Annotated in this window: 12 protein-coding genes; 6 read left to right on the top strand and 6 right to left on the bottom strand. The window is 31.7% G+C overall.

Annotated features, from left to right (window positions below; genetic code table 11):
- Nucleotides 1-407 precede the first annotated feature (407 nt).
- Entirely contained in the window at nucleotides 408-1,958 is a 1,551-nt protein-coding gene (locus DMB71_RS08105; RefSeq protein WP_111365159.1) for a reverse transcriptase domain-containing protein, read from the top strand.
- 148 nt (nucleotides 1,959-2,106) lie between these two features.
- On the opposite strand, the gene DMB71_RS08100 is transcribed toward DMB71_RS08105, so the two are convergent.
- Nucleotides 2,107-2,421: a hypothetical protein gene (locus DMB71_RS08100; protein ID WP_111365158.1), complete on the bottom strand. Its 315-nt coding sequence runs from the start codon at nucleotides 2,419-2,421 to the stop codon at nucleotides 2,107-2,109.
- A gap of 185 nt (nucleotides 2,422-2,606) precedes the next feature.
- On the opposite strand from DMB71_RS08100, the gene DMB71_RS08095 reads away from it, so the two are divergent.
- Together DMB71_RS08095 and DMB71_RS08090 are read left to right on the top strand one after the other, a co-directional pair.
- Nucleotides 2,607-3,020, top strand: a complete 414-nt coding sequence (locus DMB71_RS08095; RefSeq protein WP_111365156.1) for a helix-turn-helix domain-containing protein — start codon at nucleotides 2,607-2,609, stop codon at nucleotides 3,018-3,020.
- Between the two features lie 68 nt (nucleotides 3,021-3,088).
- On the top strand, nucleotides 3,089-3,697 hold the full coding sequence (locus DMB71_RS08090) for a hypothetical protein (protein ID WP_111365155.1): 609 nt from the start codon (nucleotides 3,089-3,091) through the stop codon (nucleotides 3,695-3,697).
- Between the two features lie 7 nt (nucleotides 3,698-3,704).
- On the opposite strand, the gene DMB71_RS08085 is transcribed toward DMB71_RS08090, so the two are convergent.
- From DMB71_RS08085 to DMB71_RS08065, 5 genes are all read right to left on the bottom strand, one after another.
- The gene (locus tag DMB71_RS08085) at nucleotides 3,705-4,091 is read right to left on the bottom strand and encodes a flagellar motor protein MotB (protein WP_111365153.1); all 387 of its coding nucleotides are present in this window, start codon (nucleotides 4,089-4,091) and stop codon (nucleotides 3,705-3,707) included.
- A gap of 325 nt (nucleotides 4,092-4,416) precedes the next feature.
- A complete protein-coding gene (locus tag DMB71_RS08080; protein ID WP_111365152.1) occupies nucleotides 4,417-4,803 on the bottom strand; it encodes a secretion protein in 387 nt (128 codons plus the stop codon).
- Nucleotides 4,804-5,415: 612 nt separating this feature from the next.
- Nucleotides 5,416-5,817, bottom strand: coding sequence for a DUF3244 domain-containing protein (locus DMB71_RS08075; RefSeq protein ID WP_111365150.1), 402 nt, complete (start codon nucleotides 5,815-5,817; stop codon nucleotides 5,416-5,418).
- Nucleotides 5,818-6,315: 498 nt separating this feature from the next.
- Nucleotides 6,316-6,720 carry a secretion protein gene (locus tag DMB71_RS08070; RefSeq protein WP_111365148.1) on the bottom strand — a complete coding sequence of 135 codons (405 nt, stop codon included), beginning with the start codon at nucleotides 6,718-6,720 and terminating at the stop codon, nucleotides 6,316-6,318.
- Nucleotides 6,721-7,379: 659 nt separating this feature from the next.
- Nucleotides 7,380-7,745, bottom strand: a complete 366-nt coding sequence (locus tag DMB71_RS08065) for a DUF3244 domain-containing protein (protein ID WP_111365146.1) — start codon at nucleotides 7,743-7,745, stop codon at nucleotides 7,380-7,382.
- A gap of 450 nt (nucleotides 7,746-8,195) precedes the next feature.
- Here DMB71_RS08065 and DMB71_RS08060 point away from each other — a divergent pair, with 450 nt between their 5' ends.
- The 3 genes from DMB71_RS08060 to DMB71_RS08050 form a co-directional block, all read left to right on the top strand.
- Complete coding sequence (locus DMB71_RS08060; protein WP_111365144.1) at nucleotides 8,196-9,068, top strand: AraC family transcriptional regulator; 873 nt, start codon at nucleotides 8,196-8,198, stop codon at nucleotides 9,066-9,068.
- Nucleotides 9,069-9,230: 162 nt separating this feature from the next.
- Nucleotides 9,231-10,091, top strand: coding sequence for an alpha/beta hydrolase (locus tag DMB71_RS08055; protein ID WP_111365143.1), 861 nt, complete (start codon nucleotides 9,231-9,233; stop codon nucleotides 10,089-10,091).
- A gap of 557 nt (nucleotides 10,092-10,648) precedes the next feature.
- The coding region (locus tag DMB71_RS08050) for an immunoglobulin domain-containing protein (protein WP_162614800.1) at nucleotides 10,649-12,696 on the top strand (2,048 nt) is incomplete at its 3' end.

Genomic DNA, 12,696 nt, shown 5'->3' with positions numbered 1-12,696 from the left:
AAATATTTAATTAATTTGAAAAATTAGAATAAATAATAGTGAATAAGAGAAGGAGCCGAAAAATACGTTTTATGGTATAGAGTAAATCTAACTCAACATTAAACGCTGTTGAGGAGGTCTAATTTCAGATATGCAAGAGAATATTGAATAAATTTCTCCTAAGCAATCTGTTATTCCCAGCGCTGTTAATAACAGATTGCTTAGGGATAATATGACTGGAATGTACTTATAGATGACTGGTTCTTTCATAGAATTAGATTTAATTTAATTTGTAAAGTTACAACAATAATTACCCGACTTGAAGGAGCGATGTTCTGACATCAATAACGCATGTATTTTTCACATAATAAAATTTGTAAAAGCAATGCTTCGTAGTCACCTTCTCTTTTTTCACTTTAAAAATTAATATGGCTGTAAATATACCAGTAGAAAAAAACAAAGATTGGTTCAAATTAAAACGATATCCTCATATTGGTTTTCCTTTAAAGGCTAAAGATCGTGTTGTTTGGATTGAAGATTATGTTACCAATCCTGAAAGAATTTCTCAACATGCTTTTCTTCCTTTTATTCATAAAAAAAGTAAAGTCAGAAAATTCAGAAAGGTTTATTCAAAAAAAACTGGAATACTAAAATATACTGATGTAAATGGAAAGAAAAAAACTCGTGTTGCAAGTACTAAAGAGCGCGAACTGTTTTATGCTGGACATCTCGATTCTCTAATTTATAGTTATTATGCGGAACTCTTAACCAAAAATTATGAGAAAGTAATTTTGGAAAAAAAATTATCTCAGGTAATTACTGCATACAGGAAGATTCCATTTAAAGAAAATTCAAAGAAGAATAAATGTAATATTGATTTTGCGGTAGATGTTTTTAAATCAATAAAAGATTATCCTCCAAATCATTTTATAGTTATTGCCTTTGATATTACTGGATTTTTCGATAATCTAAATCATCAAAAGCTAAGAACAAAATGGAATGAAATTATTGGTAATTTAGAAAATCCGATGCCAAAAGATCATTTCAATGTTTTTAAGAATATAACAAGATTTAGCTATATTGATTTGGTTGATATTTTTAAAGAATTTCAAAATAATATTTTTGTTAAAACAACTAAAAATCACAAAGAAGCTATAACAAGAAAGAGGGTCTCAAAAATTAAATATTTAAAGAAATCTGATGCTGTTTCATTTTGTACAAAAGAAGAATTTATTTTAAAAAATAAAAAACTTGTCAAAAAGTCTAAACATGTTAGAGATGAAAATGGTATAGTTAGAATAAAAGACTTTGGAATCCCGCAAGGATCACCTATCAGTTCAATTTTGGCAAATATTTACATGTTAGATTTTGATTTTGAAGTTAACGAGTACATTAAAGATATTGACGGTATTTACAAGAGATACTCTGATGATATGGTTGTAGTATGTCCGTTAGATAAAAAACAAGAAGTCATTTCACTTTTTGATAAAAAGATTCAAGAAATCGATTTAAAAATTCAAAATAAAAAAACTCAGATATTTCACTTTCATAGAGATGGTAATCATTTAAAATGTGGTCAAGAATTTGAAAAGTTAATTAATTTTGATAAAAACTTTATTTATTTAGGACTAGAATTCGATGGCACTGATGTAAAAATAAAATCCGCTAGTTTATCTGGATTTTATAGAAAAATGAAACGAACAATTAAAAGGGCAAAGCATTTTTCAAGCTCTTCCAGTTCAAAATATCCAGGAGAACTGTTTAAACGCAGATTGCTAAATAGATTTACCTATAAGGGAGCTGCTCGAAGAAGAAAGTATATTTATAATCATGCAAAAAAATATTTTGAAATATCAACACACTTTGATTGGGGGAATTTTTTGTCATATGCCTATAAAGCACGTGCTATAAAATTTTCAAATAAAATAAAAAGCCAAACTAAAAGACATTGGAACAAAATAGACAAACTACTTAAATAGTTTAAATAATAATTCCCCGCTCGCGCCAGCGAAAGGAAATCTTTGTAAGAAACTCTACAAAGATTGGATTCTCGTTGCGGAGCTACTTGCGAAGATTTCTCCTTACGTCGAAATGACAAGATTGTGTGCTAATTGGGTTGAAATATAACTATTCAGCCATCTCCCCAACAAACCCCAAAAATTCCATTTCATCCATAGGGAACAAATGCAGAATAGTTTCTAAAACTAGAGAAACATTAATAGCAGAACTATTATCTTTTTTGGAAAAGTTATGCATATCATTGTCAAGTGCGAGAATACATAATTTTAGTAAATCGGTAATAAGACAGCCGAGTTCTAAATAATTGACCACTTTGAATTGTGCGGTATAAGAATTGGCTTCATTGGTTGGTTTTAGCGTTGTAAAATACTTAGCGGTTAATTTTTGCAGTTTTTGTAGCTTTTCTGTTTCGTTCGTTTCCATAAGGCGTATATTTTGATTTGCAATTTGACTTTTATAAAAATGTATAAGAAAAATTGTACTTTTGTTTGATTCGGCGAAGGAAGAAATAGATTGTATTTTACCAAACCGATTCTACTGGTATCATACTTGTCTAAATAAGTTTGTTACCCGTGGAAGTTTTCATACTTAATTATTATCTTTGAATTATGAGCACACTAACAAAACCAAATCATATAGGGCGAAAAATAAGCCGTATTCGTGAACTTCGTGACATGAAACAGGAAGCTTTGGCGCAGGCTTTGGGAATAAGCCAGCAAACAATATCTACTATTGAAAACAGCGAAACTATAGAAGAAGATAGACTTTCTGAAATAGCGAAAGCGCTTGGTGTAACGGTGGAAGCAATTAAGAATTTTTCAGAAGACGGTATGATAAATTATTTCAACACTTTTAATGATGCTGTTTCGGGGAATAATTTTAATCATTATAATACTTGCACTTTCAATCCATTAGATAAATTAATGGAAACGGTAGAAGAAAATAAAAAGCTTTATGAGCGTTTGCTTCAGGCAGAAAAAGATAAGATTGAATATTTACAAAAATTGCTAAAAGAGAAATAGTAATTGAATAGAAATAAAAAGCATCTGCCAAGGCGGGTGCTTTTCTCATTTTTAAAACTTTCCAATTATTGAAAATAGTATTAGAAAATAAAGGAATTAAGACAGATACTTATTATATACCGCCTTTTACTTTGTATGAAGGCGAAATAATTGTTTTGTATTTATATAACGGAGCACATTTTTATGATACCGAAATGTATCTTAAAGATATTTTTTGTGGGGTTATAAAACATGAAAATGTTACTATAAATAGAAAAATGTCTTTTGTTGACTTTTTTAAAGAGTCAAAATTTAGAGATATTTTTTTCCCTTCAACCGTTAACAGATTTCTTAAAAAAGATGCAGATCTTACAAATCCTTTTCTTGTAAAATTGTTTGAAGACAAATATGTTACTCGAGAAACTAGAATGAATAAACTGGGAGGAACTCAGCGAAAGCTGTTAAGTTTATATAAAACGTTTTCAAAAACAAAAGATATTGTGTTTGATGTAGTGGGTTTGGATTCTAATGGAGCTTTGTTAACGTTTAAGCTAGTAGAAGAAACTGTAAGGAATGGGGGATCTACCATTTTATTTGATGGTTTTGAAGAAATGAAAGGGCATACTTCTAAATTTATAACCTTAGAATGGAATGATGGTCGTCTTCCTCTACGAGATATGATTGATTTTAATTTATAAAAGAAATTTAAACTTTCTTTTTTATCGTTGTTTTAGGTTTACGTTTTAATTTTTCGATAATAGCATCGGCTTTTGCATTTTCACAAATAAAACGTAACGATTCTGCGTAGCGGTAATAATATACAGGCTCTAAATCTGTGGTAAGAGAAAAGAGTTTGGTGTACCATTCGGCTGCTTTTTCGAGTTCGCAGTTTGAATAAGATGAGTTTCCTAGTTTTTGAAACAAGTCTACAGATTTGTAGCCTTTTGCAGCAACCTTTTCGTAGGTTTTTATAACGTCGACATAAGCGTATTTTTCGCCGACTTTTTCGGTTTTATAATAGGTTTCATTTTGCGCAGCTGCACGAAATGAAAATACGATTAACGGTACTAAAAGGACTAGTTTTCTCTGCATAGGTTTTAGTTTTGGTTGTGGTATTTAATCGTATTTTGAATTGTTTTTGAAAATCTTTTTCAACGCAAAAATTGCATTAAGCAATTATAAACTTCAAAAAAAATGGTTTTATTATATGCTTAATGCAATTTTTGCTACAAATATATGGAAATCAGTAACATGAATCGATTTTAGGCGACGTATTTTAAATAAACCCGTTGTATTGCACTTTTAGAACCAATTGATTATGAAAGTTTTGAGTATAGATAAGATTTTATAGAGAAATAAAACAAAAAAAGCAGCTCCTGGTACGAGCTGCTTTTCTAATTTCTTAGGGGGCAAAAAATTAACGACGGAAAGATGGACTATGATTAACAGATTCGTCCATTTTTACTGCCTTTACTTTTTTAGCAACAACTTTAATTTCGTGTTTTGCAACTTTGTCGTTTGCTTTCACTTCAAGAACATAAGTTCCAGCAGGAAAACTTTCTAAACTAATTGTTTTAGAAACCTCTAATTTGTCTGCTGCAGATTCTCCCGCATAAAGTAAATTGTGATTCTCGTCGTAGATAGAGAAAGATGCATTTTCGACAGTGTCTAAAGTAAAGCTAACTACTTTTCCGTTTCCTGTTCTGATATTTAAAATGTAATCACCTTTTCCATCAATGGCGTAGGTAAACACAGTCGCTAAAAAAAAGGCAGCAACTAAACCAGCTTTGGTAAATTTTGTCATGTTTTTTTTAAATTGTTAATTACTAAATGTGGAACGCGCAAAACTACAAATACAAATTTAATTTTTAGCAATAAATGGATATTTTTAAATGCTTAAGTTGTTGAATTGTAATCATTTCTGTATTTTGTTTGAATTATGTACGTAATTACTGGGCTTACGGATTGTTTTTTCAGAATATTTTTTAAGGCTTAAAAATCAAACAGTTGTAATTAATAAGAATAATTTTCAGAAAATTTATCTGTTTCAAGATTTGGATCTAAATCTTAAACAAAAAAACAGCTCCATAAGCAAAAATGCCATATAAATTTAACCGCAAAGTGCGCAATCCCGATAGCTATCGGGAACGCAAAGCACGCTAAGTTTTTTTGAGAATGATGCAAATTGCTCGCAAAGTCGCTAAGACGCAAAGAATTTAAAAACTTCGCGTCTTAGCGACTTTGCGAGATAAAAAAAACTTTGCGAACTTTGTGTGACCTTAGCGTCTTTGTGGTAAAAAAATCTTTGCAGTAAAAACAAAAAAAACAGCTCCTATAACCACAAAGAGCTGTTTCTTAAAACGTAATTTTTAAATTTTCTAACCTCAATTTATACCTTTTGTGGGCGTATAAATCCTTAGCGAGCAGCAACACTTGAATTTTTAGCAAAACCAGCTTTGTAAACTGAAGAAATTGCAGTTCTAGATAATGATGCATTATCATCTATTGTAATTTCGTATTTTGCTTTTTTTACATTGTCTTCTACTTCTAAGTAATAAGTTCCCTCAGGAAATTGCTCTAAACTGAAAGTTCTTAAAATTCCATCTTTACCTGAAGCAGTTTCAGAATAGATTAAAGTTCCATCATTGTCATAAATAGCTAAATTAGCTTTCTGTACTTTGTTAAGTGCGAAAGTGATCAGTTTTCCATTAGCTTTTAATACATGAAGATTAAATTCTCCATTTCCATCAATTGCGTAAGTGCTTATTCCTGTGAAAAGCAACGCTGCTACTAAACTCAATTTTGCAATCTTTTTCATGGTACTTAGTTTTAAATTATTAGTTCTAATTCTCTGATGCTAAATTACTTATGTATTGCATGAAAAAGTGCAACTGTATTTTCCTATTTCTATGCTATATTCTCATTTACGAAACCGTTATAGGTTAAAATGTGAATTATTTTCAGTGTTTGTATTAATTCAGTTATTATTTTTTAATGTTTTGCTTAATTTTGAATTTACAATAGGTTAAGAATTTGTTTACAAAAAAGAGATGTTAAGCTACTAAGATGCTAAGGTTCTAAGTTTATCCTTGACGTTTAAATATTGGTCCATAATATACTGCAGACAAAAAAGGCTTAGAATCTCAAAATCTTTCAAAAACTTTAGAGCCTAAGCATCTTAGCGTCTCAGAACCTTAAGTAAAAAACAAAAAAAACAGCTCAATAACCACAAAGAGCTGTTTTTAAAACTTTTGAAAGTTTTTAAACTTACTAACTATCTAACCTCACTTTATACTTTATGAAAGCATAAACTTTTTTAGCGTGTTGCCACACTTGTATTTTTAGCAAAACCTGTTTTGTAAACTGAAGAGACAGCATTTTTAGATAAAACAGAAGAATCGTCAGTTATTGTGATTTCGTATTTTGCTTTTTTTGTATCGTTTTCTACTTCCAAGAAGTAAGTTCCTTCTGGAAATTCTTCTAGACTGAAAGTTCTTAAAATTCCATCTTTACCTGAAGCAGTTTCAGAATAAATTAGAGATCCGTCTTTGTCATAAATAGCTAAGTAGGCTTTTTGTGTTTGGTTAAGACCAAACGTGATCATTTTCCCATTAGCTTTAATAACGTGCAGATTAAAATCTGCTGTTCCATCAATTGCATATGTGCTAATTCCTGTGAAAAGCAACGCAGCTACTAAACTCAATCTAATAATCTTTTTCATGGTATTTAGTTTTTAAATTAATAGTTCTAATTCTCTAATGCTAAATTACTTCAGTTGTAAGTAAAAAATCAATACTATATTTGCTAATTTCGATGCTATATTCTCATTTACGAAACCGTTATATGTTAAAATTTAATCTATTTTTTATCGTTTTTCTTGATTAGGTTATTATTTTTTAACTTTTTTGGTAATTTTTAATTTACATTGATATAAAGATTTCTTTAAAAATGTAGGAAGAGAAGATGCTAAGTTTCTAAGATGTTGAGATTCTAAGTTTTTATTTAGATTGTGTATTGTAGCGCAAAGACAAAAAGGTCACGCAATCCCGATAGCTATTGGGACACAAAGGTTTATTTGAGTAAATTTTATCGAATAAAAAAGTTTGCAAAGCTATATTAAGATAAAGCTTTGCGAACTTTGTATTTTATACATCACCTTAGAAAAAAAAACTTTGTGAACTTTGCGGTAAAAAAATTGCGGTAAAATTTTATAACTCAAAAAGTAAAGAGCAAAAAAAAACAGCTCAGTAACCACAAAGAGCTGTTTTTAAAACTTTTGAAAGTTTTTAACTTACTAACTATCTAACCTCACTTTTTATACTGTATTAGAGTATAAAGTTTTAAGTGCCGTGAAGAATTGCACTTAACCTTAATATTTTCTTAGTTAAGAGAAACTGTTCCTTTTGAAGACAAAACAGAACTGTTTGCATTAACAGTAATATCGTATTTTACTTTTTTGAAGCTGTCGGCAACTTCTAAAATATATTTTCCTTGAGGAAATTCTTCCAAACTGAAAGTTCTTAATATTCCGTCTTTACCAGAAGCATTCTCTGTATAGATTACATTACCATTTGTATCAGATATACTAATAACTGCTTTTTGTAATTGATTAATTCCAAATGCAATTACCTTGCCATTTCCTTTTAATACATGAAGATTTAACACTTCATTTCCATCAATTGCATAAGTACTCATTCCTGTTAGAAGTACTGCACATACTAAACTTAATTTCATTATCTTTTTCATATTCTATAGTATTAAATTTTTTTCGTTCATTTCTCTGAGGCAAAGTTATAGCAGCATGTGTGGTATTTTAACATCTGTATTTTCCAATTTCTATGCTATATTCTCATTTACGAAACCGTTATATGTTAAAATTTGACTTTAATGTTGTGTTTTTGTTAATTTGATTGTTTTTATTCAAAGTTTTTTAAAAACTGAATACTTCTTAAATTTTCCATCTTTCTTACAATTTTTACTAAATCTGTATAAAATCAAGTTTTAAATGGGATAAATAGAAAAAAAGTGATGAAAAAAAATAAGACCCTAAAAAAAAGCCGATTTTGATATAAATTTTTCAGTGCTAAGTATATTATTTTAATGTAAAATTCGCATTTACGAAACCGTTGTAGGTTAAAATTTGAATTTTTTTAGGTGATTTTGTTAAATTTGCTATTATTTTTTAAATAAATTATCATGAAAACTATTGCCCCAGCTCTAGAAGTGATAACTAACTCATACGGAAGTTCTTTTACCTACACTAAACACGCCGAAAAGACCAATAGCAAAGCTCATTTATGGCACTATCATCCAGAAATTGAGTTGGTCTATATAAATGGTGGGGCTGGAAAAAGACAAATAGGAAGCCATGTTTCTTATTATACCAATGGTAGTTTACTTTTAATAGGAGCTAATTTGCCACATTGCGGATTCACAAATGAACAAACAGGAAATACAAATGAAACTGTTATTCATATAAAACCTGAATTTTTAGGAAGCGATTTTTTTGTTGCTCCCGAAATGAAAAAAGTTCAGAATATATTAAAACAAGCTAAAGGCGGAATCGCTTTTGGCGGCGAAACGAAAAAACGTATTGGAAAGAAAATTGAAATGATGGAAAACGAACCGCCATTTCAGAGACTTATGACGCTGTTGACTGTTTTAGACGAATTGGAGTCAGCTGAGGAATATACCATTTTAAACGCCGACGGATTTTCGATGGAATTGCAAACACAAGACAATGATCGTATGAATGTGGTTTTCAATTTTGTGAAAGATCATTTTCAGGAATCTATTTCTATAGATGAGGTTTCAAGTCTAGTAAGTATGACTACACCATCTTTCTGTCGTTATTTCAAGAAGATTTCAAACAAAACATTTACTGAGTTTGTAAATGAATATCGTTTGGTACACGCGTCTAAACTTTTGGCAGAACAGCCAATGAGTATTAATGAAGTTTGTTACGAAAGCGGTTTTAATAATTTCAGCCACTTCAGTAAATCGTTTAAACAATATACAGGTAAAAGCGCTTCGCAATACCGTCACGAACATAAGATTATAATCAGCTAGTGTTTAAGCTGGAGTTTTTTTAGCCACGAATTCACGAATTACTATTAAAAAAAATCGTGAATTCGTGGCTATTTTTTGTTCATGTAAGCAGGTGAGATTTTTCATATATTTTATTCTGAAAAAGGTTATATTTACAAACCCTAATCAGAAAAAAATATCAAAATGAAGAAATTTAAAATGCTATTGTCTGCATTTTTGCTTTGTCTTACCACCATGACATACGCTGCAAAAGTAGACACACTTCAAGTTGCTAGTACCGCAATGGGAAAAACCTATAAAGCAGCGGTAGTTCTGCCAAATTCGTATGTGAAAAGCAAATCGACTTTTCCTGTAATGTACTTATTGCATGGTGCATACGGGCATTTTAGCGACTGGCTAAAGAATACTCCAAACAAAAAATTGGTGCATAATCTTGCTGATCAATATAATATGATTATTGTAATGCCAGAAGGTGAAACGTTTAGTTTTTATATTGATAGTCCTGTAAATAAAGAAAGCCAGTTTGAGACATTTATTACGCAGGAAGTAATTCAGAAAGTAGATAAAACGTACCGAACAATTGCCAATAAAGGCGGAAGAGTAATCACGGGGCTTTCAATGGGGGGGCATGGTGCTTTGTATTTATCAGCCAGACATCCCGATTTGTTTTGTGCAGCTGGAAGTATGAGCGGTGCGGTAGATATGAGCACAATGCTTAACAGAGATTCGTCTGCTCAAATTGTCAAATTAATGCAGCCTGTTTTTGGAGACAAAAGCGGAAATACTGAATTGTACGAGCAAAATTCTGTTTTAAGAATGGCAGATAAATTAAAATCGAATAAGCTTCCTTTGATAATAGATTGCGGTGTAGATGATTTTTTAATTGAACCCAATAGAGAGTTACACAGAAGATTGGTTTACAATAAAGTCGATCATGATTATACAGAACGTCCAGGAGCTCATACTTGGGATTATTGGGAAAACTCGCTTCCGTATCATGCATTATTTTTTAGTAAAATATTGCTTAAAACCAAAACGAAGTAATTGCAGAATTGTCGTTTTTTAATTAGCATATGTATTATTGTCTTATTTTGAAGATGTGTTTTTTAAGAAATTAATAAAAAAGACCTTTTGTTTTTGAAAAATGAAAGGTCTTTTTTTTATTTGAAAAAGCGCTCGTACTACTTTTCTTTCTTATTGTATTCCGTTCATCGATTATTTTTGAATGATATCGATTTTATGTCTTTTTAATTGAGAGCATTTAGGTTATTAACTAATTTTAACAAATGTTTTTCCCCCTGATCGATTGTGTCAGATTTATATCTGAGGGTCAAGTCTTTTTTATAAGAGTTTTAGATTTTGTGCTTCATAACTTTTGAAGATGGTTTATTATTTACATGTAATTGCCAAATCTGCAAACTATCTGGTTTTTTTGCTAATGTAATGGTATTCTAAATACTATTATTATGAAAAAAACTATTCTTTATTGCATGAAGATTATACATGAATTTTGTAAAATCTTTCGTTGTTCTTTTATCGATTTAGTTTTCCCAAATTTTAGTTTGGTGAAAATTATTGTGCACAAAAAGTATCAATTTTATGTGATGATACTTTTTATGCTATTTGCTTTCCAACCTTACTTGCATTCACAAGCTATATCTGGAGCAGCTGTACAAGCTAATTTTGGTATTGATGCTGATGTTTATGCAAACAAAGAACAATTTTTGGTTCCTCCAACAGTTTCTGGTATTTATGATGACTGGTTTTTTAGCTCTGCTTTTGCTAATGGAGCCGGTCAAAATGTTATCGAGCAGACTAATGCAGCGGGACTAAAAACATCAATTCAGGCTAATAATAATTTTACATTCGAAAAAAGAATGTCAAAACCCAAAAATACCATGGTTGGTAATTTTTTGTGGATTGATGCTGTTTATGGGCGTGATGGAAATTCAACGCAAAGTAATAACGATTCTAATACTTTTGCTGGAAATTCTAACAAGAATGGTGATAACCCGACCACTTGGGCTTTAGGTGCAGGTAGTATTCCTCAAAAGGATGATATTGTTGATGTGTATGGTTATTTAAGAAGAGATTTATCTCCAGCCGCACTAGCAATTAATCCTAATGGAGTTTTATGGGGATATGGAGGAGCATCTAAAATCTCTTCTGATGGAAATTCACATTTTGATTTTGAATTTTTTAGAACAGAAGTAACCTTTAGCGGTGGCGCACTAGTTGGCACAGGTAGCCAAGCAGGGCACACAGCATGGACTTTTGATGCCACTGGAAAAACACTTGTCCCTGGTGATGTACTTGTCGCGATAGATTTTGAAAATGGTGGTACAAAACCACTAGGCAGTGTAAGAGTTTGGATGTCTAGTGCTGATATCGCTAGTTTTAACTCAAAACCAGACAGACCATTTGATCTTACTGGTGTTTTTGACCAAGGCAATGGTGCGCCTCCTTACGGATATGCTGAAATAAAAGCAAAAGGAGGAGGTATACTTACAAATGTTTTTGCAGTTGTTAATGTAACGGCTGCTACATTAGGACCGCCTTGGGGAACTCTAGAAGGTTCACAAGCCTCTTTTCAAGATAATTATAAAGCTTTACAGTTTACAGAGTTCGGACTTAATTTGACTGCTTTAGGACTGGATAGCCGAAACGTAAACCAAGAACCTTGTTCAAATTTATTGGGTAGTCTGATAGTAAAAACGAGATCATCATCTTCATTCACTGCAGAATTAAAAGATTTTTCAGGACCTTATTTATTCGGAAATATTACGGATGTAGCTGTAGTGGGTAATGTAAGTAATCCATTAACTTGTAATAATCCAACAGCTACTTTAACGGCGACACCAACTCCAGCAAATGCTACTATAAAATGGTATGGCCCTTCACCTGATGGTATAGCCGATGGACCTTTTATACCAGGAAATGCGCCAGTTGTATCTGTTAAGGGAGTTTATACAGTATACGCTTATACAAGTTTAGAAGGCTGTTTTGCTAAAAAAACGGTCACAGTTCTTGAAAATAAAGAACCACCAAATGTTAATGCGGGAGAAGATAAAGCTCTAACGTGTTTAATAACGTCAATAAAACTGTCTGGCTCGTCAAGTACACCTAATGCTACATATTTATGGAGTACATTGAACGGAAACATTGTTTCAGGTGGTACAACTCTGACACCAACAGTAGATAAGGCTGGGACTTATACATTAACTGTTACAGATCCAATAAATGGATGTAAAAAGGCAGATGATGTAGTGGTAACAACAACTCCGCCAACACCTATTAATATCACTTGTCCTGGAGATAATATAAAAAGTTCTTGTGCTTATGCAGATCAGGCTGCAGTTAATGCCGCTTTTGAAACCTTTAAACAAGGCTTTACAGCTTCAGGTGGTAACGGAACTTTAACAATTACAGGATTAGAGAATTTGACTCCCCCAGCTTTATGCGGAGGAACCGTAACCGTAAATTATAATGTTACTGATGCTTGCGGATTACAGAAATCATGCTCTGCGACTTTCACGATCACGGCTCCGTCAGCCGTAGTTCCGGTGGCGCCTGATGCTGTCAGCGCCTCAGCCTGCGCTTATGCCGATCAGGCCGCACTTGATGCCGCTTTCGAGACCTTCAAAGCGGG

This window comes from Flavobacterium tistrianum, from assembly GCF_003254545.1.
GTDB classification, from domain to species: Bacteria; Bacteroidota; Bacteroidia; order Flavobacteriales; family Flavobacteriaceae; genus Flavobacterium; species Flavobacterium tistrianum.
The sequence above is the reverse complement of the archived record's forward strand: the minus strand, read 5'-3'. Positions and strand labels throughout refer to the sequence as shown.